The sequence below is a fragment of the Phreatobacter sp. genome, assembly GCF_051860605.1.
Classification (GTDB): domain Bacteria; phylum Pseudomonadota; class Alphaproteobacteria; order Rhizobiales; family Phreatobacteraceae; genus Phreatobacter.
In genome coordinates, this window is record NZ_JBHYDR010000005.1 from 104,902 (window position 1) to 128,781 (window position 23,880).

The following is a 23,880-nucleotide window of genomic DNA, read 5'->3' on the forward strand; positions in this document are numbered from 1 at the left end:
ACGTGGCTGGCCGGAGGAAAATGTCCACCGCCGGCCTCGTCATCGCCGAGGAGACCCGCGTCGGCGAAACCGCCCGTGCCGTGGTCAAGGGCCTCATCGCCTACAACACGGCGAAGGCCGGCCGGACGAAGTGGAAGCGCTTCGCCATCTCGGTCCGCGACGACGAGGGCACTGTTCGCGGCGGGCTAGTCGGCTTCACGATGTGGAACTGGTGCTTCGTCGAACTCCTCTGGATCGACGAGGCGCTGCGCGGAACCGGCATCGGCACCGACCTGATCGGAAAGGCCGAGGCCATCGCGGCGAAGCGCGGCGCGAGGCACATCTACCTGGACACCTTCTCGTTCCAGGGCGACGGCTTCTACCAGAAGCTGGGCTATGAGGTTTTCGGCGAACTGGACGACTTTCCGCCCGGACATCGCCGCATCTGGCTGAAAAAGGATCTGGCGTGAGTTCCAATTCGAAAGCCAAGCCGAATACGAAGGAAAGCCCGACCGAGCCGTTCAAGCGGTCGGTGGCCTCCTGCATGCGTGCCATTGCCCGCCGCGATCTTGAAGTCACCTATGCCGCCGACAAGCCCGGTCTTGCCGGCGACAAGGCGCGCCTGCCCGAGCCGCCGCGCCGGCTCTCGCCCCGCGACGCGGCCATCGTGCGCGGCCACGGCGATGCCATGGCGCTCAGGCTTGCCGTCCACAATGCCAAGGTCCACCGCTCCATTGCGCCCGAGGGCCAGCAGGCCCGCGCCGTGTTCGAGGCGGTGGAGAGTGCGCGCATCGAGGCCATCGGTTCCAACCGCATGGCGGGCGTGGCGCAAAATCTCACTGCGCGGCTGGAGGACCACTACCACCGCATGGGCAAATACGAGGCGATCACCGACAAGGCGGACGCGCCGATCGAGGATGCACTGGCCCTGATGGTGCGCGAGCGGCTGACCGGCCAGAAGGCGCCGGTGGAGGCAGCCAAGATCGTCGATCTCTGGCGTGAAACCATCGAGAGCAAGGCGGGCAAGAACCTCGAAGCCCTGGTGGGGCTGGAAAACAACCAGCAGGCCTTCGGCAAGGCGGTGCGCGACCTTCTGTCCTCGCTCGACATGGGTGACGAGCAGGGCCGCTCGGACGACGAGAACGACGACGACAATTCCGATAGCCAGGAGCAGGACGCGCCCGAATCCGGCGAGAGCCCTGACAGCCAGGACGAGGAGTCCTCGGACGGCATGCAGATGGACGATGCCGAGGAGATGGCCGACGAATCGCCCGACGGCGTCCAGGAGGCGTCCGACGCGGAGACGGCCGAACTTCCCGACGAGAACGAACTGGGCGATTCGGAGGATGCCAGCGAGCCCTGGCGGCCGAAGTCGCAAGGGGCCGAGCGCAAGGGCCCCGACTACAAGCCGTTCACGCCGAAGTTCGACGAAATCGTCGATGCGCCGGAGCTTTGCGATGCCGAGGAACTGGACCGGCTGCGCGCCTATCTCGACAAGCAGCTTTCCCATCTCGGGCCGGTGGTCGCCCGGCTCGCCAACCGGCTTCAGCGCCGGCTGATGGCGCAGCAGAACCGGTCGTGGAACTTCGATCTCGAGGAGGGCATCCTCGATCCGGCGCGGCTGCCGCGCGTCATCATGGACCCGATGGCGGCGCTCTCCTTCAAGCAGGAGAGCGACACCAACTTCCGCGATACGGTGGTGACGCTGCTCCTCGACAATTCCGGCTCGATGCGCGGCCGGCCGATCACGGTGGCGGCGACCTGCGCCGACATTCTTGCCCGCACGCTGGAGCGCTGCGGCGTGAAGGTCGAGATCCTCGGCTTCACCACCCGCGCCTGGAAAGGCGGGCAGGCCCGCGAGTTCTGGCTGCAGAACGGCAAGCCGGCCAATCCGGGGCGGCTCAACGACCTGCGCCACATCATCTACAAGGCGGCCGATGCGCCCTGGCGCCGCGCGCGCAAGAATCTCGGGCTGATGATGCGCGAGGGGCTGCTCAAGGAGAACATCGACGGCGAGGCGCTGGACTGGGCGCACAAGCGCCTGCTGGGTCGCTCCGAGCAGCGCAAGATCCTGATGATGATCTCGGATGGCGCGCCTGTGGACGATTCCACCCTTTCGGTGAACCCGGGCAATTATCTGGAGCGGCACCTGCGCTGGATCATCGAGGAGATCGAGACCCGCTCGCCGGTGGAACTCATCGCCATCGGTATCGGCCACGACGTGACGCGCTACTACCGCCGCGCCGTGACCATCGTCGATGCCGAGGAGCTCGGCGGCGCCATGACCGAGAAACTGGCCGAGCTCTTCGACGAGCACGCGATCGAGAATGCCGGCGGGACCCGGACGCGCAGGCGGGTGGCCTGATGGATCGTCGCGGCCTTCTGGCCCTGGCGGGTGGCGTGGTCGCTGCCGCGGCGACGTCCGCCTCAGTGGTTGCCCAGCCAAGGCCCGTGCCGCGGCCGGTGTCCATCACGATCCGCTCCTTTCCGGTCACCAGCTTCCTGCCGGGAGATGCGGGCCGCAGCCGGTTCGGCCAGCTGGAATACCGGGGCGGTCTGGAGTTGCAGTCCGATCATCCGCATTTCGGCGGCCTGTCGTCGCTGCGTCTCGACCCGGCCGGGCGCCAGCTCACCGCCATCACCGACAAGGGCTTCTGGCTCGGTGCGCAGGTGGACATGGAAGGTCCGCGGATCGCCGGGCTGTCGCAGGCGCGCATGGCACCGGTGCTCGGTCCCGGCGGGCGGACGCTGGCCTCCACCGGCAACTGGGACACCGAGGCCCTGTGGATCGAGGGCGGCACGGCCTGGATCGGCGTCGAGCGCACCCACCGCATCTTCCGCTTCGACACGTTCGGCCGCGAAGGGTTTCTCGCGCGCGGCACGTCCATTCCCGTGCCGATGGGCAGCCAGCGCCTGCCGTCGAACCGCGGCATCGAGGCGATCGGCGTGCTGCCGCGGCCCTCGCCGCTGGCCGGCACGCTGCTGGCCCTGTCCGAGCGTGGGCTCAATCCGGCGGGCGATATCCGGGGCTTCCTGATCGGCCGGGACGGATCGAGCGAGATTGCCGTCAGGCGGACCAACGATTTCGACGTCACGGACCTCGCATTCCTGCCGAATGGCGATCTGCTGATCCTCGAACGCTGGTTCTCGGCCTGGCGCGGCGTGGCCTTCCGGATCCGCCGCATCGGCATTGATGCGGTGCGTGCTGGCGCGACCCTCGACGGGCCGATCATCGTTTCCGGCGACATGTCGGCGCAGGTCGACAACATGGAAGGGCTGGCGGTCCATCGGGACGCCGATGGCGAAACGATCCTGACCATCGTCTCGGACAACAATTTCTCCTTCCTCCAGCGCACGCTGATCCTGCAGTTTGCCTGGAAGGGCTGAGGGCAGTCCGCGCGCCGCCCGGCCGATCCCGGAGATTGCCTCTGGCACGGCCGGGAGAAAGCGTGTATAGGCGCCCGTCTCACGATTTCAGCACGCTGCCGAGGCCTTCCGGTCCTGCGGCTCCGCCAGAGAGAGTTCCATGGCCGTTCCGAGAAGAAAGACGTCCCCCTCGCGCCAGGGCATGCGCCGTTCGCACGATGCGCTCAAGGCCCCGACCTATATCGAGGACAAGGATTCCGGCAACCTGCGCCGTCCGCACCATGTCGATCTGAAGACCGGCATGTATCGCGGCAAGCAGATCCTGAAGCCGAAGTCGACCACCAACGACTGATCCTTCGGGTCGCCTGCGCGACCGTCCCGACTGCCTGAAGCCGGCCCCGAGAGGCCGGCTTTCTGCATTTGTCGGAGGCTCAGGCGCCGGTATCGGCCTGCAGGCCGGCAGCCTCGATGCCGGCAACCGCCGCCAGTTCGTCATTGTCCGACGTGTCGCCCGAAATGCCGACCGCACCCAGCAGCGCGCCATCCGCATCGCGGATCAGCACTCCGCCCGGAACCGGCGTGATGCGGTCGCGGGTCAGCCCGCCGAGTGCTGTCATGAAATGCGGGCGATCGAGCGCCATCTTGTTCAGCGTGCGCCCGCCCACGCCCACCGCGATGCAGCCATAGGCCTTGCCGTGGGCGATGTCGGCACGCAGCAGCGCGTTGCCGTCCTCGACAGCCGTCATGCGCACCGCCCCGCGGGCATCGACGACCACCACACCCAGCGGCTTGAAGCCCTTGTCCCGGCCGTGGGCGAGGGCTGCGTCCACGATGGTGCGGGCCTGGGCGAGGGTGAGAAGGGTCATGACGGTCTCCGGTTCGCGGCAATGCGGGTCAGGCAACGGTCCAGACCCGGCGGGCTTGCGTCAAGCCCTGCGGGACGTGCACATGGCCCTCGCATGCAGGCCGTGGTCAAGGTGCCTGCTCTTGCGTTAGGTCTGAGACAAATGCAGGCGCGGCCGGACTGGCTGCGGGACAGGCCCCGGGCGGGACCGGGAGGAGGATGGCCGTGACGTTCCAGATGCGCAATTTCTACCAGCCGGGCCGCTCGTCCGCCTATGCGACCGAAGCCATGGCTGCGACGTCGCACCCGCTGGCAACGGCGGCCGCCCTCGATATCCTCAAGGCGGGCGGTACGGCCGCCGATGCCGCGATCGCTGCCGTCGGCGTGATGGCGGTGGTCGAGCCGCACATGACCGGCATCGGCGGGGACTGCTTTGCGCTCATCTCCAGGCCAGGCAAGCCGATCTGGGGCTATAACGGCTCCGGCCGGGCACCCAAGGCCGCGAGCGCTGCGGCCCTGCGCGCCGAGGGCCTGACGGGCATCGCTCCCGACAGCGTCCATTCCGTCACCGTGCCCGGCGCCATCGAGGCCTGGGAAACGATCCTCGGGACCCACGGCCGGTTCGATCTCGGCCGGGTGCTGGAGCCGGCCATCCGCTATGCGCGCGAGGGCTGGCCCGTGACCCCGCGGGTCGCCTACGACTGGCCGGCCGATGCCGAGGCGCTGGGGCGCGATGCGGGGGCCTCACGGCACTATCTCCTCGACGGTCGGCCGCCGCGCATGGGCGAGCGCATGGCAAGCCCCGCGCTGGCCGCGACACTTCAGGAGATCGCCGCCAGAGGTGCGAAGGGCTTCTATGAAGGCCGTATTGCCGAGGACATCGTCAGGACGGTCACGGCCAAGGGCGGACGGATGGCGCTCGAGGATCTCGCCAGCCATCACGGCACGGTCGAGACCCCGGTGATCGGCAGCTACAAGGGCACGGGCGTGGTCGAACTGCCGCCCAATGGCCAGGGCATCACCGCGCTGATCATCCTCAACATCCTGGAGTGCTTCGACATCGCTGGCATGGACCCGCTGTCGCCGGAGCGGCTGCATCTGGAGGTGGAGGCGGCGCGGATCGCCTATTCCCTGCGCGATGCGCATGTCGCCGACCCGGCGCATATGCGCCATTCTGTCGAGGAACTGACCGACAAGGGGTTTGCCAGAAAACTGGCAACGATGATCGACCCGAAGCGGCGCACGCCCCGGCTGATCCCGCCGCCGCCCGGCACCAACACGATCTACTGCACGATCGTGGATCGCGACCGCATGGCGGTTTCGTTCATCAACTCGCTGTTCCACCATTTCGGCTCGAAGATCTGCACGCCCGACACCGGCATCCTGCTGCAGAACCGCGGCTGCAGCTTCAACCTGGATGACGCCCACCCCAATTGCTACGGCCCGGGAAAGCGGCCGATGCACACGATCATCCCGGCCATGCTGGTGGAGGACGGCGAGGTGACCTGTTCCTTCGGCGTCATGGGCGGCAGCTACCAGTCCTCAGGCCACGCGCGCGTCGTCTGCGCGCTGGTCGAGGATGGCATGGACCCGCAGGCGGCCATCGACCTGCCGCGCGCCTTCTTCGAGGGCGAGAAGACCACGGTCGAGCCGACCTGGCCCGAGGCGACGATCAGCGCCATGCGGGACATGGGTCACGAGGTGCTGGTGGCGGCGAAGCCGATCGGTGGCGGCCAGATGATCCGGATCGAGAAATCCGGCTTCCTGGTCGGCGGCTCGGATGCCCGAAAGGACGGCCTGGCGCTCGGCTATTGAGGCCTGCGCGGGCGCCGGTCAGATGTCGCGGCGGACGATGCGACCCGGCCCGCCGGGGCGGCGCCCGCTGTCGGCGGACTGGTAGCTTGCCTCCGCCTCTTCCATGCTGGCCGTCATCCGGCGGCGCGCCTGTTGCAGGTTGAAGCGCGTGGCGAGCAATTGGGCGACGAAGGTGGCCGCCGGGCGCCGGTGAAGCGGCCAGAGCGGTTCGGGGTCGGCCTGCGTAACGGCAGGAAGGGTCTGGATCGCCTCGGCGAAACCTGTGCCCGTGTCTGCAGGCCGACGACGCTCGGCGAGCGTCTGGCGGCGCGTCCAGCGCAGCGGAGCCGTCCGTGTGACTTTGCCGATCGCGACCATGGTGGGCTCCCATGTGGGCCGGCGGAGATGCCGGTTCCGGTCGTGTCGCAAATGGTGTTCCATCGGATCCGTGCCAATCTGGCACAGCGGCGCAAATCAAGGTTCACAGATGGGCCGCCGGCGCGGATTGGCCTGCAAACATCTGCTGCGGGACATCCTGTCCTGACTGCACCAAGCACCGCGGCCGTCCCGCGCCATCCTTCGGCCCGGTCTGAGGGTCCAAACACTGCCATGACAGTGACTTGGACGGGCTCTCACCTTCCGTAACGATAACGATACGTTTCTTTCACGGTTTTGCGGCCTATTGAAGGCTGGACCGAAGGATGCTGAACGGTGCCCGTGACGATCGGAATGCAGACAACCGACACGCTCGCCGTCGAATCCGGATCGGCCACCGAGGCGGGAGCAATCCTCTCGTCCGTCGGGACGGCGACCTATGAATGGGCCGTGCCGTCGGACCAGCTGGGCTGGAGCGACAATGTCGCCGAGGTGCTCGGCATAGCCGATATGGCCAGCCTGTCGACGGGGCGGGGATTTGCCCGCTTCATGTCCCCCGAGTCGCCCGCCGGACGCTACGAGGCCGTTGTCAATTCGCCCCATGTCGACCGGGGCGAGGGCGTGGCGTACTGCGTGACCTATGCCATCGCGCCGCAGCCGGGCATCCTCCAGTGGATCGAGGATACCGGCCGCTGGTTCGCCTCGTCCGACGGTCGCCCGCTGAAGGCTCACGGCACGGTACGGATCATCACCGACCGCTACGAGAACGAGCGGCGCCTGCGCGAGGCGAGCGAGATCGACCCGCTGACCGGCCAGCTGGCGCGCCACAGGTTCTGCCAGGTGCTCGACGAGGCCCTGGAGGATGCGGTCAAGGTGCGCGGCTCCATCGGCTTCGTGATCGCCGCCATTGACGGGCTGGCTCAGGTCAACGAGTGCTACGGCTTCGACGTCGCCGACGAGGTGATCGCGGCGGTCGGCCGTCGCATCCGCACCCGCCTGCGCGGCGGCGACCTGCTCGGACGCCTCTCCGGCAACAAGTTCGGCATCCTGATGCGCAGCTGCCAGCCCGACGAGATGAGCGTGGCCTGCGAGCGCATTCTCATGGGCGTTCGTGACGATGTGTTCCTGACCAGCGCGGGCCCCATCCCGGTCACGGTCACGATGGGCGGGGTCGTGGCGCCGCGCCATGCCAGTTCGCTGGCTGCCATGATGGGCCGCGCGCAGGAGGCGCTGGACTCCATCAAGGGCCGGCGCCGCGGCGCCTTCGAGGCGTTCCAGCCGAGCCCCGAACGCGAGCGGGCGCGACAGGAGAACCTGCAGACCACCGGGGAGATCGTCTCCGCTCTCAACGACCGCCGGATCGCGCTGGCCTACCAGCCGATCGTCGCGGCAGGGCCTGGCCGCGAGGTTCTCGGCTATGAATGTCTGCTGCGCGTGCGCAGGCCGGACGGCACCTTGCTGCCGGCGGCCAGCATCGTGCCGCTGGCCGAGCGGCTGGGGCTGATCCGACTGGTCGATGCCCGGGTGATGGAACTTGCCCTCGCCGAACTGACCGCAGCGCCGGGCGTCCGCCTTTCGGTGAACGTGTCGCCGGCCACCGTGATGAACCGGGCCTGGATCGACACCCTGTCGGCCCGGCTGAAGGCCAATCCCGACCTTGCCGCCAGACTGACGGTGGAGATCACGGAATCGACCGCGATTGCGGATCTGGACGAGACCCGCCGCTTCGTCGCACGCGTCAAGGATGTCGCTGCCCGGGTTGCCATCGATGACTTCGGAGCCGGCTATACGTCCTTCCGCAACCTGCGGCGGCTCGGCGTCGACAGTGTCAAGGTGGACGGGTCGTTCATCGCCGATTTCCATCGCAATACCGACGACCGCCATTTCGTCGCGACGCTTCTGGAACTTGCCCGCCACATGGGGCTGTCGACCGTTGCCGAATGGGTCCCGAACGAGGACGTGGCGCTGGCTCTGGCCGAACTCGGCTGCGACGCCCTTCAAGGTCACCATACCGGCCGGGCCAGCGACCAGCGGCCCTGGCTGGCAGCCCCCGCCATGGCGTCGCTGCGCCAGACTGCCTGAGCCGGCAGACCGGAGCCAAGGCCCTCGACCGGCGGCCTATTTGCGCGAAAGCTGCTCCAGCTTCTGCTGCATGGCCGCCAACTGGACCCGAAGATCGTCGATGTCCTCACTCTTGGCCGGCGGGGCGGGCTTCTTGCCCTCCTCGGCAACGGCGGCCGGCTCCGCCTGGCGCGCTTCTCCGCCCTCGCGCTTTGCGAAAGGCGAGAACATCGAAAAGGCCTTCTCGAACATTTCCAGATTGCGCCGGATATGCTGCTCGAAGGGCGCCACCAGCGGGTTCACACCGATCGTTGTGGCGAGTTGCTGACGCAGCCGGTCCTGCTCCCTCGACAGGGTGTCGATCGACAGTTCCAGATAGCGCGGCACCAGAAGCTGCATGCTGTCGCCATAGAACCGGATGAGCTGGCGCAGGAACGAGACCGGCAGGAGGTTCTGCCCCTCCTTGTTTTCCTGCTCGAAGATGATCTGGGTCAAAACCGAGCGGGTGATGTCGTCTCCGGTCTTCGCGTCATAGACGAGGAAGTCCTCACCCGCCTTGACCATCGAGGCGAGGTCCTCAAGCGTCACGTAGGTCGAGGTCCCCGTGTTGTAGAGCCGCCGGTTCGCGTATTTCTTGATGGTGACCGGATCGTTCTTCGCCATCGTTCCCCCTGGCCTGCGCTTCCCCGGCCCGTTGATGCGGCCGCCATGATTTCGTCACGATAGGTCTTTTTCGCAGGCGCTGCCACGGTTTTGTGCAATGCCGCTGACGGTGTGCGGGTGCACGCTTCCGCCTTTGGCAAAAGGGCGCGGTTGACAGTGCTGCGGTGCCGCTCCCATGGTCACAGGGACACGTCCGCCGCGGACCGGCGGATGCTGAATCGAGGAGAAATCTGATGTCCGATGAAGTCGTCATCGTCGGCGCTGCCCGCACCCCCGTCGGCTCGTTCAATGGTGCATTCGCCAACCTGCCGGCCCATGACCTCGGGGCGATCGCGATCAAGGCCGCGCTGGAGCGCGCCGGCGTTGCTCCGGAGGATGTCGATGAGGTCGTGTTCGGCCAGATCCTGGGGGCCGGCCAGGGCCAGAACCCGGCGCGGCAGGCTGCGATGAAGGCCGGCATCCCGGCCGAGAAGACCGCCTGGGCGCTCAACCAGCTCTGCGGCTCGGGCCTGCGGACGGTTGCGATCGGCATGCAGCAGATCGCCAACGGCGATGCCACGGTGATCGTTGCCGGCGGCCAGGAGAGCATGTCCATGGCCCCGCATGTCGCGCATCTGCGCGGCGGCACCAAGATGGGGTCGCTGGAGATGATCGACTCCATGCTGAAGGATGGCCTGATCGACGCGTTCCACGGCTACCACATGGGCGTCACCGCCGAGAATGTCGCCGAGAAGTGGCAGATCACCAAGGAGGAGCAGGACGCCTTCGCCGCGGCCTCGCAGAACAAGGCCGAGGCGGCCAAGAAGGCCGGCAAGTTCAAGGACGAGATCGTCCCGGTCACGATTTCCAGCCGCAAGGGCGACATCGTCGTCGACGGGGACGAGTATATCCGCGAGGGCGCCACCGCCGAAGGCATGGGCAAGCTGAGGCCGGCCTTCAAGAAGGACGGAACGGTGACCGCCGGCAATGCCTCGGGCATCAATGACGGCGCCGCAGCCATCGTGCTGATGACCAAAGCCGAGGCGGAGAAGCGCGGCCTGAAGCCGCTTGCCACCATACGCTCCTGGGCGACCGCCGGCGTCGATCCGGCGATCATGGGGACCGGTCCGATCCCGGCCTCGCGCAAGGCGCTGGAAAAGGCTGGCTGGACGGTGAAGGACCTGGACCTGATCGAGGCCAACGAGGCCTTCGCGGCGCAGGCCATCGCGGTCAACAAGGATATGGGCTGGGACACGGACAAGGTGAACGTCAATGGCGGCGCAATCGCCATCGGCCACCCGATCGGTGCCTCCGGCGCCCGCGTCCTCGTCACGCTGCTGCACGAGATGGCCAAGCGCGACGCGAAGAAGGGACTCGCCACGCTGTGCATCGGCGGCGGCATGGGCGTTGCCATGTGCATCGAGCGCTGATCGGCGCGGCGCCGGCCAGCCCGGCTGGCAAATCTTCGCCGGAGGCGGATGCGCCTCCGGCCAAGGCTTCATCCCTCCGGTGAAGACAGACTACAACCTGGCACGCAGATGCCGGGATCGATGAATCGTCCATCCACGGGAACGCAGCAGAGGGAGTTCCTCCATGTCACGGGTTGCATTGGTCACCGGAGGCTCGCGCGGCATCGGCGCCGCCATCTCCAAGGCCCTCAAGGCCGCAGGCTACAAGGTTGCCGCAAACTATGCCGGCAATGACGAGGCCGCCTCGGCCTTCAAGGCCGAAACCGGCATTCCGGTGTTCAAGTGGTCGGTCGCCGACTACGACGCCTGTGCCGCGGGAATCGCCAAGGTGGAGGCGGAACTGGGACCGGTCGATGTGCTGGTCAACAATGCCGGCATCACCCGCGACGCCATGTTCCACAGGATGACGCCTGCCCAGTGGAAGGAAGTCATCGACACGAACCTGACCGGCGTCTTCAACATGACACATCCCCTCTGGCCGGGGATGCGCGACCGCAAGTTCGGCAGGGTCATCACCATCTCGTCCATCAACGGGCAGAAGGGGCAGATGGGACAGGCCAATTATTCGGCGGCCAAGGCGGGCGATCTCGGCTTCACCAAGGCGCTCGCGCAGGAAGGTGCCAAGGCGGGCATCACGGTGAACGCCATCTGCCCAGGCTATATCGGAACGGACATGGTCATGGCCGTTCCGGAGAAGGTGCGGGAATCCATCATCGCCCAGATCCCGGTCGGCCGCCTCGGCGAGGTCGACGAGATCGCGCGCGCGGTCCTGTTCCTGGCTTCCGACGAGGCAGGCTTCATGACCGGCGCGACGCTGACCATCAATGGTGGCCAGTATTTCGTGTAAAGAACGGTCCGGACGGCGACGGGCGGTCTCGCCCGTCGACCGCGGCTAGCGCCAGGCGCTGACCAGGGCGCCGTAGAAATTGGTGTCGATGGCCGATCCCAGCGCATAGACGGCCGCCACGACGACACCGGCGATGCCGGCCGCGACCATGGAATATTCGATGGCCGTGGCCCCGTTCGTTTCGCCAGCGAAACGGGAAATCAAGGGCTTCAGGGATCCAGAGCAGCGCGCCATCCGGGTCACTCCTGTCAATCGCGGGCCTCGCCGAGCAACTCGGTGAGGAAGGGGATCAGGGGCTCGTCGGCGGGCGGCATGGGATAGTCCCTCAGCCGCCCCGGCTTCACCCAGGCGAGCTTCTGACCCTCAAGGGGGCGGACCTGGCCTTCCCACCTGCGACAGACCCACAGCGGCATGAACAGCTGGAAGGTCTCGTAGGTGTGGCTGGCGAAGGTGAGGGGGGCGAGGCAGGGCTCCTGGACCGTGATGCCGAGTTCCTCGTGCAATTCACGGATCAGGCACTGTTCCGGCCGCTCCCCCGGTTCGACCTTGCCGCCGGGGAATTCCCACAGTCCCGCCAAGGCCTTGCCTTCCGGCCGCTCGGCCAGGAGGATGCGGTTGTCCGTATCCACCAGGGCGCAGGCAGCCACGAAGACCAGCTTGAGGGTCATGGCCCTCTCCTTCTACATGCCAGAAGTTAACCTTTCGGCTTCGCAAGCCCAGAAACTTCGGCTGTTTCCGTAAGGGACGGGGCTGGTCCGGCGCCCTCCGGATCAGGAGCGATAGTCGCCGTTGATCGCCACATAGTCCTTGGTCAGGTCGCAGGTCATGACCCGCGCCGTGCCACGGCCCAGACCGAGGTCGACAGTCACCGTGATGACATCCCGCGCCATCACCGCACTTGCCGCGGACTCGTCGTAGGTGGGATCGCGCTCGCCCTCATGGGCGACCCGGATGTCGCCGAACCAGATCGACAGGCGGTCGCGTTCGGCCGGCTCGCCGGCCTTGCCGACAGCCATGACCACGCGGCCCCAGTTTGCGTCCTCGCCGGCGATGGCGGTCTTGACCAGCGGCGAGTCGGCGATCGACTTGGCGACCCGGAAGGCGGACGCACCGGAGACGGCGCCCTTGACCACGACATGCACCAGCTTGCGCGCGCCCTCGCCGTCGCGGGCGACCTGCTCGGCGAGATCGGCCAACACCGCATCGAGAGCCTTGCGGAAGCCGGCAAGGCGGCGGTCGCTCGTCTCCGTGATGTGCGGGGCACCGCGCTTCTGGGAGGCGCCGGTGGCAAACAGCATCAGCGTGTCCGAGGTCGAGGTGTCGCTGTCGACCGTGACGGTGTTGAACGTCGTCTTCACGCCCTTCGACAGCAGCGCCTGCAGCACGGGCGCCTCGATGGCCGCATCGGTGAAGACGAAGGAGAGCATAGTCGCCATGTCCGGGGCGATCATGCCGGCACCCTTGGCCATGCCGTTGATGGTCACCGTCACCCCGCCGATCGTGGCGGTGGCGGTGGCCACCTTGGGGAACGTGTCCGTGGTCATGATGGCCTTGGCCGCATCGAGCCAGCCTTCCGGCCTGGCGGCCGCGAAGGTCGTGTCCAGCACGCCCTCGTAGCGGGTGGCGTCCAGCGGCTCGCCGATGACGCCGGTGGACGCGAGAAACACCTCGCTCTGCTTGCAGCCGGCTGCCTTGGCCGCGATCTTCGCGGTGAGCGCCACCGCCTCGCGGCCCTTCCTGCCGGTGAAGGCATTGGCATTGCCGGAATTGACCACCAGCGCGCGGGCCGTCCCGCCGGCAAGGTTCGCCCGGCACCAGTCAACCGGTGCGGATGGGCATTTCGAGCGCGTGAACACGCCGGCAACCGTCGTGCCCTTGCCGAGCGCGATGGCGAGGACGTCGGTGCGCCCCTTGTAGCGGATGCCGGCCTCTGCCGTGGCCAGCGTGACCCCGTCGATCGGAGGCAGGGACGGCACCGTCTTCGGCGCGAGCGGGGATACGGGCGGAACGAACTTGGCCATGGGTGTCTCGGCGCGTCCTCGGGTCAGCTTTGCCAAGCCCATAGCCGAACGGCCGCGTGACGGGAAGCGTGGCGACGCATGGGCGGCCCGGCATCGGGGCGGGAGGATCGCGGCACGGGGTCAATATGACCAAGCTTTCATGCGCCGCGCCGCCAGAGCGATGATATATTGGCGGCATGAGCCTTTTCGAAGCCATCCGCGAGGCGCTGTCCGCGCTGCGCGCCCACAAGCTGCGTTCCGCCCTCACCATGCTCGGCATGGTGATCGGTGTCGCGGCCGTGATCGCCATGGTGGCGATCGGCGGCGGTGCGCGCGAGCGCGTGCTGTCGCAGGTGAAGTCGCTGGGCGCCAACCTCCTGATCATCCTGCCCGGCAACGTCACCCAGGGTGGCGTGCGCCTCGGCCTCGGCGCCTCCTCGTCGCTGACCGAGGACGATGCCCGGGCCGTCGAAACCGAGATCCCCGCCGTACAGGTGACGGCGCCGAACAGCCGCACGCGCACCCAGATCGTTGCCGGCGGTACCAACTGGTTCTCGGAAGTGGTCGGCGTGGATCTCGGCTGGTTCGAGGCACGCGAATGGACGATTGCCAGCGGTCGCCTGTTCGAGCCGGAGGAGACCGTGCGCGGCGCGCAGGTCGTCATCCTCGGTCAGACGGTCGCGCGCAACCTGTTCGGCGAGGGCATCGACCCCATCGGAGAGACCGTGCGGATCCGCCAGGTTCCGTTCCGGGTGATCGGCGTGATGGAATCGAAGGGCCAGTCCATGATGGGGCAGGACCAGGACGACACCACCTTCGTGCCGCTGCCGACCGCGCGGCAGCGCCTCGTCGGCGTCAACCGTGCCAATGCCCGCGCCGTCGGCGTGATCCATGTGAAGATCCGCGAGGGTGAGAGCATGGCACAGGCAGAGGACGACATCCGCCAGCTGCTGCGCCAGCGCCACCGGCTTCAGCCGGGGCAGGAAGACGATTTCCAGATCCGCAACCTGACCGAGATCGCCAATACGGCGGCGGGTGCGGCCACCACGCTGTCGCTGCTGCTGGCGGCCGTTGCGGCGATCTCGCTGGCCGTCGGCGGCATCGGCATCATGAACATCATGCTCGTCAGCGTCACCGAGCGGACCCGCGAGATCGGGCTGAGGCTGGCCGTTGGCGCACGCCGGCGCGATGTCATGCGCCAGTTCCTCATCGAGGCGATCGCGCTTGCCGCGATCGGTGGCCTGATGGGCATCGCCATCGGGCTCGGAGCTGCTACGGCCATCTCCGCCCGGCTTGGCTGGCCGCTGCTGGTGGAGCCGCAGGCCATCATCGGCGCCGTGCTGTTCTCGGGCCTGATCGGTGTGTTCTTCGGCTGGTATCCGGCGCGGCGGGCAAGCCGACTCGACCCGATCATCGCCCTCAGAACGGTTTGAGACCGACCGGATCTTTCCGGAAAATTCACGGAAAACCTTAGGCGGATGGCAAGTCCGGCCCGTTACCCTGACCAGGGGCTGGATATCGGGACGAGGGCTGGCATGACCATCACAGAGCTTGGCATGACCATCGCCGACCGCGGGGTCATCACCGCGGAGGACGTGCTGGCGCTCAGGCGTCGGGTCTATGGCAAGGGATGCGTGACGGACGAGGACGTCGAGCAGGTCTTTGCCCTGAACGACAGACTCATGGCCCTGCGCGATCCGGAATGGCCCGCCTTCTTCGTGGAGGCGCTGTGCGACTACCTTGTCGATCAGGCCGAACCCCGTGGCTATGTCTCCGAGCAGAATGCCAGCTGGCTGGTCGCCCGCATCTCGCGGTCCAACCGCGTCGATGGACCCACCGAACTGGAACTGCTGATCCGCGTTCTGGAGCGGGCGCAGTCGAGCCCTCCCGAACTCGTCAGCTTCGCACTGGAACAGGTCCGCCACGGCGTCGTCCACGGCGAGGGCTGCATCGGGCGCTCGCGCCGGCTGACGCCGGGCGTGATCGGTGCCGACGAGGTCGAACTGATCCGGCGCATCCTTTATGCCTTCGGCGGCGACGCCAATATCGGCATCACCCGGCAGGAGGCGGCTGTTCTCCTCGACATCAACGACATGACCGCAGAGGCAGAGAACCATCCCTCCTGGTCGGACCTGTTCGTCAAGGCACTGGCCAATTTCCTGATGGTGACTTCCGGCTACCAGGTGCCGACACGGCAGGAGGCGCTGCGGCGCGAGGCCTGGCTGGATGCACCGACCGACGGTGTGCGGCATTTCCTCGGCCGAATGCTGACGGAGGGACTGGCCGACATCATGCCGGCCTATGGCACGCCGGTGCCCGTCGTCGAGGCGCCCGCGATGGTGCCCGACATCTGCAGCCTCAACGCAGCCTGGATCGCGAAGCGGGTCGGCCAGTCCGGCAGGCTGCACCCCAACGAGGTCGCTCTGGTCAATTTCCTCAAGAGCGAGTCTCCTCGGCTGCATCCGAGCCTGCTCGCGCTGATCGACAGGGCGTAGCCCGCTGCGTCCCAGCCATGACAGGCATGGCCGCGATCCGCTCCCGGCTCTCGCCGGGCGGGCCCTGACGCGCTAGGGTCCGGACAGCCCTTTCGCGCTGTCCGGAGACTTCCATGCCCATCATCAACCGCGTCGCCGACCTGCAGGACGAGATCACCGCCTGGCGGCGTGACTTCCACGAGAACCCGGAACTGCTCTACGACGTGCATCGCACGGCCGGCATCGTCGAGCAGAAGCTGAAGGAGTTTGGCTGCGACGAGGTCGTCCCCGGCATCGGCCAGACCGGCGTCGTTGCGGTCATCCGCGGGCGCACGAACGCGTCGGGCAAGGTCATCGGCCTGCGCGCCGACATGGACGCGCTGCCGATCGAGGAGGCGACCAACCTTCCCTACGCCTCGAAGGTGCCCGGCAAGATGCATGCCTGCGGCCATGACGGCCACACCGCCATGCTGCTCGGCGCGGCCAAATATCTCGCCGAGACACGCAATTTCGACGGCACGGCGATCATGATCTTCCAGCCCGCCGAAGAAGGCGGCGGTGGCGGCGATGCCATGGTCAAGGACGGCATGATGGAGCGCTGGGGTATTCAGGAGGTCTACGGCCTGCACAACATGCCGGGCATCCCGGTCGGCACCTTTGCCGTCCGCAAGGGTCCGTCCATGGCGGCGGCCGACCGTTTCATCATCGACATCGAGGGCAAGGGCGGCCACGGCGCCATGCCGCATCTGTGCGTCGATCCGGTTCAGGCGGGCTTCGCCATCGGCCTTGCCATGCAGACCATCGTTGCGCGCGTCGTCGATCCGATCGAGAGCGCCGTCGTCTCGATAACCTCGGTGAAGGCGGGAGAAGCGTTCAACGTCATCCCGCAGACCCTGCGCATGCTCGGCACGGTGCGCACCTTCAAGCCGGAGGTGCAGGATCTTGTCGAGGCGCGCATGAAGGAACTGGTGGAGAATGTCGCCAGGGGCATGGGCTGCACCGCCACGGTCGACTACCAGCGCGGCTATCCGGTGACCTTCAACCATTCCGACCAGACGGACTTCGCCGTCAAGGTCGCCAGGTCTGTCGTCGGAGACGATAAGGTCGATCCGGAGACGCCGCCGCTGATGGGCGCCGAGGACTTCTCCTACATGCTGAACGCCCGGCCGGGCTGCTACATCTTCCTCGGCAACGGCGATACGGCGGCCTGCCACCACCCGGCCTACAATTTCGACGACAACGCCATTCCGGTCGGGACCAGCTACATGGCCAAGTTGGTCGAGACCGCCATGCCGGCGTGAGCGACCGCCGGTGCGCGGCATCGGGCCACGCACCGGCTGCGAACGGTATCGAGACCGGGATCTCCGGCGGGGGACACGCCATGACGGGACCGAAGGCGAGCGCAAGGGCTCTGGTCATCCACGCCCCCCGCGATCTCCGGCTCGATGCGGTTGCCGTCGCAGCGCCCGGCCCGGGAGAGGTTGCGGTCAGGATCGCCGCCGGCGGCATCTGCGGCTCGGACCTGCACTACTACCACCACGGCGGCTTCGGCACGGTGCGCATCCGGGAGCCCATGGTGCTCGGCCACGAGATCGCCGGCGTGATCGCGGCTGTGGGCGCAGGCGTGGACGGGCTGCAGCCGGGCGACCGCGTGGCGATCAATCCCTCGCGGCCCTGCGGCACCTGCCGCTATTGCCGGGAGGGCAGCCAGGCGCATTGCCTCGACATGCGCTTCTACGGCTCGGCCATGCGCTTCCCGCATGTGCAGGGCGGCTTCCGCGAGATGCTGGTCTGCGAGTCCGGTCAGGCGCTGAAGATCGCCGACGCCATCTCCCTCGGCGAAGCGGCCATGTGCGAACCGCTGGCGGTGTGCCTTCATGCGGTGCGCCGTGCGGGACCGCTCATCGGCAAGCGCGTGCTCGTCACCGGCTGCGGGCCGATCGGCGCGCTCTGTGCGCTTGCCGCCCATGCCGCCGGCGCGGCCGAGATCGTCGCCACCGACATTGCCGGGGCAACGCTCGATGCGGTCGCCCGGCTCGGCGTGGCAACGACGCTCAACACCGGAGCCGATCCCGATGCCCTCAAACCTTTTGAGGCCGACAAGGGAGCTTTCGATGTGATGTTCGAGGCCTCCGGCAACATGAAGGCGCTGACCGGCGCCCTCGCCGCGCTGCGGCCGAAGGCCGTGATCGTTCAGGTGGGAACGGGAGGAGACTTCACCCTGCCGATCAGCGTGCTTGTCGCGAAGGAACTTCAGCTGCGCGGCTCGTTCCGCTTCCACGAGGAATTCGCCATGGCGGTGGACATGATCGGTTCGCGGCGCATCGACGTGCGGCCGCTGATCAGCGCCACCCTGCCCATGGACCGGGCAGCGGAGGCTTTCGACCTTGCCTCCGACCGGTCGAAGGCGATGAAGGTGCAGATCGCCTTCCCGGCCTGAGCTGTCGGCGCCTCACAGAGCCGCCTTGACCCGCGCCACCACCTGATCGGTGGAGAGGCCATAGCGTTCGTGAAGCGTCGGCAGGGCGCCGGCATCGAGGAAGGCATCCGGCAGGGCGATCTGATGGAAGGCGGGCGGGCGTACGTTCGCACGCATCAGCACGCCGGCCACGGCCTCGCCGAGGCCGCCCACCATGGTGTGGTTCTCCATCACGAAGACCGGCCGGCCGGTGCGGCCCGCTTCTCGGATGATCGCCTCGACGTCCAGCGGCTTGATGGTCGGAACGTGCAGGATCGCCGCCTCGATGCGATCGGCCCGCAGCCGCTCGGCCGCCTCGTGGGCGCGCATGGTCATGAGACCGGTGGAGATCATGAGCGCATCCGGCCCGTCGCGCAGCAGTGCCGCCTTGCCGAGCGTGAAGCGGTAGCCGTATTCGTCGAGGAACAGCGGCACGTTGCCGCGCAGCAGGCGCATGTAGACCGGGCCCTTGCGGCCCGCGATGGCCTCGGTCGCCTGCTCGATCTCCAGCGCATCGGCGGGGTCGACGATGGTCATGTTGGGCAGGCCGCGGAAGATGGCGAGATCCTCGGTCGCCTGGTGGCTCGGCCCGTAGCCGGTGGTGAGGCCAGGCAGGGCGCAGACGATCTTCACGTCGAGGCTCTCCTCGGCGATCGCCATGCAGATGAAGTCGTAGGCGCGCCGCGAGGCGAACACCGCATAGGTGGTTGCGAAGACGCAGAAGCCCTCGCGCGCCATGCCGGCGGCCGCGCTCATCAGCACGGCCTCGGCCATGCCCATCTGGTAGAAGCGGTCCGGATGGGCTTTGGCGAAGACATGCAGGTCCGTGTATTTCGACAGGTCGGCGGTCATGCCGACGATGTCGTCGCGCCTGTCGGCCAGTGCCGCCAGTGCATGGCCGAAGGGAGCCGGCTGCGTGCGCTGATCGGGTCCGGCGATGGAGGCGATCATCGCCGAGGTCATCAGCCGCTCGCCGTTCGGACCGAGCCTGACCGTGCGGGGCGTGTATTTCGACTGGCGCATCAGGACCTCCCGGCATCGAGGACGGCCAGCGCCTCGGCCCATTCATGCGCTTCGACGCGCAGGAAGTGGTTGCGTTCGCGCGCCTCCAGGAAGGGCACGCCCCTGGCCATGCGCGTGTCGCAGATGATCGCCCGCGGGCGGGCGCCTTCATGCGACCTTGCCGCATCGAAGGCGCGCACGAGCGCGTCGATGTCATTGCCGTCGACGCGCTGGGTGAACCAGCCGAAGGCCTCCCATTTCGGCGCCAGCGGCTCGAAATTGCTGACCTCGGTGGAGGGTCCGTCGGCCTGCATGTTGTTGACGTCGATGACGCAGACGAGATTGTCGAGCTTCCAGCTTGCTGCCGACATGGCCGCCTCCCAGGTCGAGCCCTCGTCCAGTTCTCCGTCCGACATGAGGTTGAAGACCAGGCTCTGCGAGCGCTTGCGCTTCACGCCCAGTGCCATGCCCACCGCGATGCCAAGGCCATGGCCAAGTGAGCCGCCGGTGATCTCCATGCCCGGCGTATAGGCGGCCATGCCCGACATGGGCATGCGGCTGTCGTCGGCGCCATAGGTCTCGATCTCGTTCTCGGGCAGGATCCCGGCCTCGATCAGCGCCGCGTAGAGCGCAATGGCATAGTGTCCGATGGAGAGCAGGAAGCGGTCGCGGCCCTCCCATTCGGGGTCGTCGGGCCGGTAGCGCAGGGCGTGGAAATAGGACACGGCCAGCACGTCGGCGACGCCGAGCGCCTGAGCGATATAGCCCTGACCCTGCACCTCGCCCATCCGCAGCGCATGGCGCCGGATGCGATAGGCATGGTCGGCAAGGCTGAGATTGGGACGCGCGGGGTCTGGACGAGGGGAACCGGAACGGTTGCTTGACTGCTCTGCCATGACCCGCCGGTCCTCCCCCCTGAATTGCCTCGCATGGCCGGTCGTTGCGACGCCGGCCGTTCCGGCGAGGCTAGCATTGCCGGCGCGAGGATGCACAGGAGGATCGCGGCACAGGGAGATCTCCCTGCGATGTGCGCCGGTTCGGGGCGATTGAAAGGCTTGCCCATCGCGGCCGTCCCTGGTCAGGATGCAGGACGACCGCGGCGACCCCCGACGTTGCGCAATCCGATCCGGTATCGACCGAGGGGGTATCCATGAAACATGCGGCTTCGAAACACGCGGCTTCCGGACTTGTGGCCTTCGCCCTGGCGACCCTGCTCGCGCCAGCAACCGTGACGTTCGCCCAGCCGCGGCCCGATGCCGCCGCCGGGCGCGCAATCGCCGAGCGGTGGTGTGCCGCGTGCCATCTGGTGGGACAAGACCAGCGATCGGCGACGGCCGCGGTTGCGTCCTTTGCGGAGATTGCCCGCCGCCATGCCGGATCGCCTGCGGTGCTGGAGGGGTTTCTCGCTGATCCGCACCCGCCGATGCCAGACCTGTCGCTGACCCGCCAGGAGATCCGCGACCTGGTCGCCTATATCGGCTCGCTGCGATAGGGGCAGGCGAGGGGGAACCCTGGGCGGCCCCGCGCGTTGGTTGCCGGGAAACCGAAGAGGAGTTCCATCATGGCTGACAGCCGCAAGCCGGACACCAATCCGGGCGCCGCCGAGTTTGATCGCGCGATTGCCGGCAAGGGTCCGAAAATGCCACGCAGCTCGGCCAGCCCGGCCGAAGAGGCGGCTCTCGAAAAGGCGCTGGAGGACACGTTTCCGGCCAGCGATCCGGTCGCACCGGCCTCGCCCGACACTGGCGCGGGTGCGCCGAAGGGCCGCCGTTCCGCCGACTGAGGGCCTGGCCGGCGGGGCTTCAGGCCTCAACACACGCAATCTCATGAGACAGGGGCGGATCGGTCAACGATCCGCCCCTGTTGATTCAAGGTTTTGAAATTGCGTGATTTCGTCCGGATGACCAATCTGGCGGCAAGAGCCGCCAGATGGGGGTGGTCCGGATGGTCGCGATCAGGGCGCGCCTGCTCCCTCGCCTTCGCCGGCGGGCGGCATATGAAGGTGGCCGTCTTCCTGCTGCACCAGGGCGGTGCTGACGAACCCGACAATGTCGCGCGGACGGAAGGGCTTGCGGACGAAGGCCGCGCCGGAAAGCTCCTCGGGCAGGTCGCTCGGCAGGGACCCGGACACGAACGCGAAGGGCGTTCCGCGCTGGCGAAGCTCGCGGGCAAGATCGAAGGTCTTGCCACCGATCACATCGACATCGAGCAGCGCGCAGTGAACCGCGTCCGCTGCCAGGCCTTGTGCCTCGCGCAGGTTGTTGGTCACGATGATTTCTGTTCGATCGCCCAGATGATCCATCACCGCCGCCTCGATATCCATGGCGATGAAGGGATCGTCCTCGACGACCAGGATGCGCTGCCTCGACATATCACTCAATCCATATCAGCCAAAAGTTTCCGCCGTGTTGCGACCTCCTGCCACGGACGGTGTAAGGGACCCTCGAGAGACCGATTTTCGGCCAGGCAAGGGCGGTTCGACAATCCAACGCGCGCTGATGCGAAAAGGTTCCCTTGCGTACGCTGTCGCCCTCGGGGCCATGGCGAGCTCTTCCGGTCCGGCCGGTGCGCGAAGGTCAATCGGGTGAATCCAGCAGGCCCATGACGGTATGGACGCCGGTCAGCGTCATCACCACAAATGCAGCCTCGAGGATCAAGGGAGCTGCGACGACATAGCCACCGAACAAGGCGGTGGACAGCGAGGTGGCCGTGACGGCCGATACGGACCATGCTGCCATGGAACTTCTCCCGCTCGGGGCGGTCGCCGACCGCCTGCCAATTCCTTCAAACGTTTGTGACGGCATCCGGTTCCCGACGGTCGCCGAAAAAATCCGGCGAGCGCGTCAGGCAACCTTTCTTTCGACCCGGCGGTCGAAGAACAGCGCCTGGCTGATCGCAGCCTTGACCGCCTCCGGTTGGAACGGCTTGGTGATCAGGAAGGCCGGCTCGGGCCGGTCGCCGGTCAGCAGCCGCTCGGGATAGGCGGTGATGAAGATGACCGGCAGGTCGATGGACGTCAGGATCTCGGCCACGGCGTCGAGGCCGGAGGAGCCGTCGGCAAGCTGGATGTCGGCCAGAACGAGGCCCGGCCGGCGGCGCTGGACGAGGGCCACCGCCTCCTTGTGGGTCCGGGCGATGCCGGTGACGGAATGGCCCAGCTCCTGGACCAGCGTCTCGATATCCAGCGCGATGATCGGCTCGTCCTCGATGATGAGCACATCGGTGGCGACCTGGTCAGCGATCTCGCGGCCGGCCTGATCGATCAGTGCGATTGCCTCGGCGTCGTCGATTTCGAGGATGCGGGCGACGTCGGTCGCAGCAAAACCCTCGACCGTGCGCAGCAGGAAGGCCTGCCGCGGGCGCGGCGTCAGCGCCCCCAGATTGCGCTCGACAGCGCCGGAAGCCGGCGAGGGGCGGGCGTCCGTCTCGCCGTTCAGCGGCAACGATGACCACAGCTTCAGGAAGATGCGGAACAGCGCAATCCGGGCCGGCACGTCGCGGGGAAACGACGACGGATCAGCCACAAGGGCTTCGAGGGTTGCCACGACATAGGCATCGCCTCCAGCCTGTGTGCCGGACAGCGCGCGGGCGAAGCGCCGCAGATAGGGAAGATGCGGGGCGATATCGGCAGCGATGGTCATTGGGCGAAGCTCCAGTCACTCGCACATATGGCAGCCCGGAAGTTGTTGCATTTGCAAGCGATTTATTTTTCGCTGCGGCGGGAACCAATCCGGATCCCTGGCGTTTCTGTCCGGATTGGCGCCTTTCTGCGCGGGCGCGATGAGGAGATCAGAATGGGTGGGACACCTGACGCCTTCGACGACCCGGAGAAGGACGACGACGGCAAGCCTGCCGTGATCGATCCGCGAATCCAGGACGCGATCGGCCGGTCGCTGAAGGCCCATTACGACGATCTGGTCAAGGAGCCCATACCGGACCGGCTGCTGGTTCTTCTGGCTGAACTCGAGGCCAAGGAGCGCGCCAATGGCCAATGACACGTTCCGCGAGGACCTGATCGCCGAGCTGCCCAACCTGCGCGCCTTTGCGGTGTCGCTGTGCCGTTCGCCGGAAAAGGCCGATGATCTCGTCCAGGACACCGTCCTGAAGGCCTGGGGCAATTCCGAGAAATTCCAGCCCGGCACCAGCCTGCGCGCCTGGCTCTTCACCATCCTGCGCAACACCTACTACTCGCTGTACCGCAAGCGCGGCCGGGAGGTGCAGGACTACGACGGCACCTATGCCCAGCGGCTGGCCGTGAGCGGCGAGCAGGAAAGCGCGGTGGCGATGTCCGAGTTTCGCGAGGCGCTCGGCAAGCTGTCGGAGGAGCACCGCGAGGCGCTGATCCTGGTCGGTGCGAGCGGCCTGTCCTATGAGGAAGCGGCGGAGATCTGCGGTGTGGCCATCGGGACGGTGAAAAGCCGCGTCAATCGTGCGCGGGTCCGGCTGGCGGAGTTGCTGGACATCACCGGTGCCGACGATCTCGGTCCGGATCGCCGCACGCAGGCCGTGGTCGACCGTTCGCCGGCAGACCCCGTGCCGTCCTGACCCGATGGCCATATCCGCCCTTCG

27 protein-coding genes are annotated in these 23,880 nt (G+C 67.3%); 16 read left to right on the forward strand and 11 right to left on the reverse strand.

From position 1 onward, the window contains the following. Positions 1-20 precede the first annotated feature (20 nt). The 4 genes from ACTIFS_RS10335 (at position 21) to rpmF (ending at position 3,697) form a co-directional block, all read left to right on the forward strand. Entirely contained in the window at positions 21-449 is a 429-nt protein-coding gene (locus tag ACTIFS_RS10335; RefSeq protein ID WP_439574008.1) for a GNAT family N-acetyltransferase, read from the forward strand. After that, on the forward strand, positions 446-2,344 hold the full coding sequence (gene cobT / locus ACTIFS_RS10340; RefSeq protein ID WP_439574009.1) for a cobaltochelatase subunit CobT: 1,899 nt from the start codon (positions 446-448) through the stop codon (positions 2,342-2,344). Before ACTIFS_RS10335 ends, cobT begins: the two co-directional genes overlap by 4 nt. Beyond that, positions 2,344-3,366, forward strand: a complete 1,023-nt coding sequence (locus ACTIFS_RS10345) for an esterase-like activity of phytase family protein (protein WP_439574010.1) — start codon at positions 2,344-2,346, stop codon at positions 3,364-3,366. Before cobT ends, ACTIFS_RS10345 begins: the two co-directional genes overlap by 1 nt. Positions 3,367-3,505: 139 nt before the next feature. Continuing rightward, a complete protein-coding gene (rpmF, locus tag ACTIFS_RS10350; RefSeq protein WP_439574011.1) occupies positions 3,506-3,697 on the forward strand; it encodes a 50S ribosomal protein L32 in 192 nt (63 codons plus the stop codon). A 79-nt stretch (positions 3,698-3,776) separates the two neighbouring features. Here rpmF and ACTIFS_RS10355 read toward each other — a convergent pair whose 3' ends face one another. Next, complete coding sequence (locus ACTIFS_RS10355) at positions 3,777-4,211, reverse strand: GlcG/HbpS family heme-binding protein (protein WP_439574012.1); 435 nt, start codon at positions 4,209-4,211, stop codon at positions 3,777-3,779. A gap of 203 nt (positions 4,212-4,414) precedes the next feature. Between ACTIFS_RS10355 and ggt the strand changes: the two genes are divergently transcribed. Continuing rightward, the gene (gene ggt / locus ACTIFS_RS10360) at positions 4,415-6,004 is read left to right on the forward strand and encodes a gamma-glutamyltransferase (protein WP_439574013.1); all 1,590 of its coding nucleotides are present in this window, start codon (positions 4,415-4,417) and stop codon (positions 6,002-6,004) included. A gap of 18 nt (positions 6,005-6,022) precedes the next feature. On the opposite strand, the gene ACTIFS_RS10365 is transcribed toward ggt, so the two are convergent. Beyond that, on the reverse strand, positions 6,023-6,361 hold the full coding sequence (locus ACTIFS_RS10365) for a hypothetical protein (protein ID WP_439574014.1): 339 nt from the start codon (positions 6,359-6,361) through the stop codon (positions 6,023-6,025). Between the two features lie 351 nt (positions 6,362-6,712). Here ACTIFS_RS10365 and ACTIFS_RS10370 point away from each other — a divergent pair, with 351 nt between their 5' ends. Continuing rightward, the gene (locus ACTIFS_RS10370; RefSeq protein WP_439574015.1) at positions 6,713-8,440 is read left to right on the forward strand and encodes an EAL domain-containing protein; all 1,728 of its coding nucleotides are present in this window, start codon (positions 6,713-6,715) and stop codon (positions 8,438-8,440) included. Between the two features lie 36 nt (positions 8,441-8,476). On the opposite strand, the gene phaR is transcribed toward ACTIFS_RS10370, so the two are convergent. Beyond that, on the reverse strand, positions 8,477-9,082 hold the full coding sequence (gene phaR / locus ACTIFS_RS10375) for a polyhydroxyalkanoate synthesis repressor PhaR (protein WP_439574016.1): 606 nt from the start codon (positions 9,080-9,082) through the stop codon (positions 8,477-8,479). A 233-nt stretch (positions 9,083-9,315) separates the two neighbouring features. Here phaR and ACTIFS_RS10380 point away from each other — a divergent pair, with 233 nt between their 5' ends. Both ACTIFS_RS10380 and ACTIFS_RS10385 read left to right on the forward strand, forming a co-directional pair. Beyond that, a complete protein-coding gene (locus ACTIFS_RS10380; RefSeq protein ID WP_439574017.1) occupies positions 9,316-10,491 on the forward strand; it encodes an acetyl-CoA C-acetyltransferase in 1,176 nt (391 codons plus the stop codon). A gap of 163 nt (positions 10,492-10,654) precedes the next feature. Beyond that, on the forward strand, positions 10,655-11,377 hold the full coding sequence (locus ACTIFS_RS10385) for a beta-ketoacyl-ACP reductase (protein ID WP_439574018.1): 723 nt from the start codon (positions 10,655-10,657) through the stop codon (positions 11,375-11,377). A gap of 45 nt (positions 11,378-11,422) precedes the next feature. Here the strand turns inward: ACTIFS_RS10385 and ACTIFS_RS10390 are convergent, their stop codons facing one another. The 3 genes from ACTIFS_RS10390 to argJ all read right to left on the reverse strand — a co-directional run bounded on the left by ACTIFS_RS10390 (position 11,423) and on the right by argJ (position 13,398). Then, entirely contained in the window at positions 11,423-11,581 is a 159-nt protein-coding gene (locus ACTIFS_RS10390) for a Flp family type IVb pilin (protein WP_439574019.1), read from the reverse strand. A 44-nt stretch (positions 11,582-11,625) separates the two neighbouring features. Then, on the reverse strand, positions 11,626-12,045 hold the full coding sequence (locus tag ACTIFS_RS10395; RefSeq protein ID WP_439574020.1) for a (deoxy)nucleoside triphosphate pyrophosphohydrolase: 420 nt from the start codon (positions 12,043-12,045) through the stop codon (positions 11,626-11,628). A gap of 102 nt (positions 12,046-12,147) precedes the next feature. After that, positions 12,148-13,398 carry a bifunctional glutamate N-acetyltransferase/amino-acid acetyltransferase ArgJ gene (gene argJ / locus ACTIFS_RS10400; protein ID WP_439574021.1) on the reverse strand — a complete coding sequence of 417 codons (1,251 nt, stop codon included), beginning with the start codon at positions 13,396-13,398 and terminating at the stop codon, positions 12,148-12,150. A gap of 176 nt (positions 13,399-13,574) precedes the next feature. On the opposite strand from argJ, the gene ACTIFS_RS10405 reads away from it, so the two are divergent. From ACTIFS_RS10405 to ACTIFS_RS10420, 4 genes are all read left to right on the forward strand, one after another. Next, positions 13,575-14,810, forward strand: a complete 1,236-nt coding sequence (locus ACTIFS_RS10405) for an ABC transporter permease (RefSeq protein ID WP_439574022.1) — start codon at positions 13,575-13,577, stop codon at positions 14,808-14,810. Positions 14,811-14,912: 102 nt separating this feature from the next. Further along, on the forward strand, positions 14,913-15,872 hold the full coding sequence (locus tag ACTIFS_RS10410) for a hypothetical protein (RefSeq protein ID WP_439574023.1): 960 nt from the start codon (positions 14,913-14,915) through the stop codon (positions 15,870-15,872). Positions 15,873-15,985: 113 nt separating this feature from the next. Beyond that, positions 15,986-17,152, forward strand: coding sequence for a M20 aminoacylase family protein (locus ACTIFS_RS10415; RefSeq protein ID WP_439574024.1), 1,167 nt, complete (start codon positions 15,986-15,988; stop codon positions 17,150-17,152). A gap of 80 nt (positions 17,153-17,232) precedes the next feature. After that, positions 17,233-18,291, forward strand: coding sequence for an L-idonate 5-dehydrogenase (locus ACTIFS_RS10420; protein ID WP_439574025.1), 1,059 nt, complete (start codon positions 17,233-17,235; stop codon positions 18,289-18,291). 12 nt (positions 18,292-18,303) lie between these two features. On the opposite strand, the gene ACTIFS_RS10425 is transcribed toward ACTIFS_RS10420, so the two are convergent. Both ACTIFS_RS10425 and ACTIFS_RS10430 read right to left on the reverse strand, forming a co-directional pair. Then, positions 18,304-19,332, reverse strand: a complete 1,029-nt coding sequence (locus ACTIFS_RS10425) for a transketolase family protein (protein WP_439574026.1) — start codon at positions 19,330-19,332, stop codon at positions 18,304-18,306. After that, entirely contained in the window at positions 19,332-20,207 is an 876-nt protein-coding gene (locus ACTIFS_RS10430) for a transketolase (RefSeq protein WP_439574027.1), read from the reverse strand. The genes ACTIFS_RS10425 and ACTIFS_RS10430 overlap by 1 nt, the downstream gene beginning before the upstream one ends. 254 nt (positions 20,208-20,461) lie before the next feature. On the opposite strand from ACTIFS_RS10430, the gene ACTIFS_RS10435 reads away from it, so the two are divergent. Beyond that, entirely contained in the window at positions 20,462-20,803 is a 342-nt protein-coding gene (locus ACTIFS_RS10435) for a c-type cytochrome (RefSeq protein ID WP_439574028.1), read from the forward strand. Between the two features lie 69 nt (positions 20,804-20,872). Then, entirely contained in the window at positions 20,873-21,094 is a 222-nt protein-coding gene (locus ACTIFS_RS10440; protein WP_439574029.1) for a hypothetical protein, read from the forward strand. 171 nt (positions 21,095-21,265) lie between these two features. Here the strand turns inward: ACTIFS_RS10440 and ACTIFS_RS10445 are convergent, their stop codons facing one another. The 3 genes from ACTIFS_RS10445 to ACTIFS_RS10455 form a co-directional block, all read right to left on the reverse strand. Further along, a complete protein-coding gene (locus ACTIFS_RS10445) occupies positions 21,266-21,634 on the reverse strand; it encodes a response regulator (protein ID WP_439574030.1) in 369 nt (122 codons plus the stop codon). A 253-nt stretch (positions 21,635-21,887) separates the two neighbouring features. Then, positions 21,888-22,049: a hypothetical protein gene (locus tag ACTIFS_RS10450; protein WP_439574031.1), complete on the reverse strand. Its 162-nt coding sequence runs from the start codon at positions 22,047-22,049 to the stop codon at positions 21,888-21,890. A 105-nt stretch (positions 22,050-22,154) separates the two neighbouring features. Beyond that, complete coding sequence (locus ACTIFS_RS10455; protein WP_439574032.1) at positions 22,155-22,952, reverse strand: response regulator; 798 nt, start codon at positions 22,950-22,952, stop codon at positions 22,155-22,157. Between the two features lie 153 nt (positions 22,953-23,105). Here ACTIFS_RS10455 and ACTIFS_RS10460 point away from each other — a divergent pair, with 153 nt between their 5' ends. Beyond that, the gene (locus ACTIFS_RS10460) at positions 23,106-23,306 is read left to right on the forward strand and encodes a NepR family anti-sigma factor (protein ID WP_439574033.1); all 201 of its coding nucleotides are present in this window, start codon (positions 23,106-23,108) and stop codon (positions 23,304-23,306) included. Continuing rightward, positions 23,296-23,856 carry a sigma-70 family RNA polymerase sigma factor gene (locus tag ACTIFS_RS10465; RefSeq protein ID WP_439574034.1) on the forward strand — a complete coding sequence of 187 codons (561 nt, stop codon included), beginning with the start codon at positions 23,296-23,298 and terminating at the stop codon, positions 23,854-23,856. Before ACTIFS_RS10460 ends, ACTIFS_RS10465 begins: the two co-directional genes overlap by 11 nt. Positions 23,857-23,880: the final 24 nt, after the last annotated feature.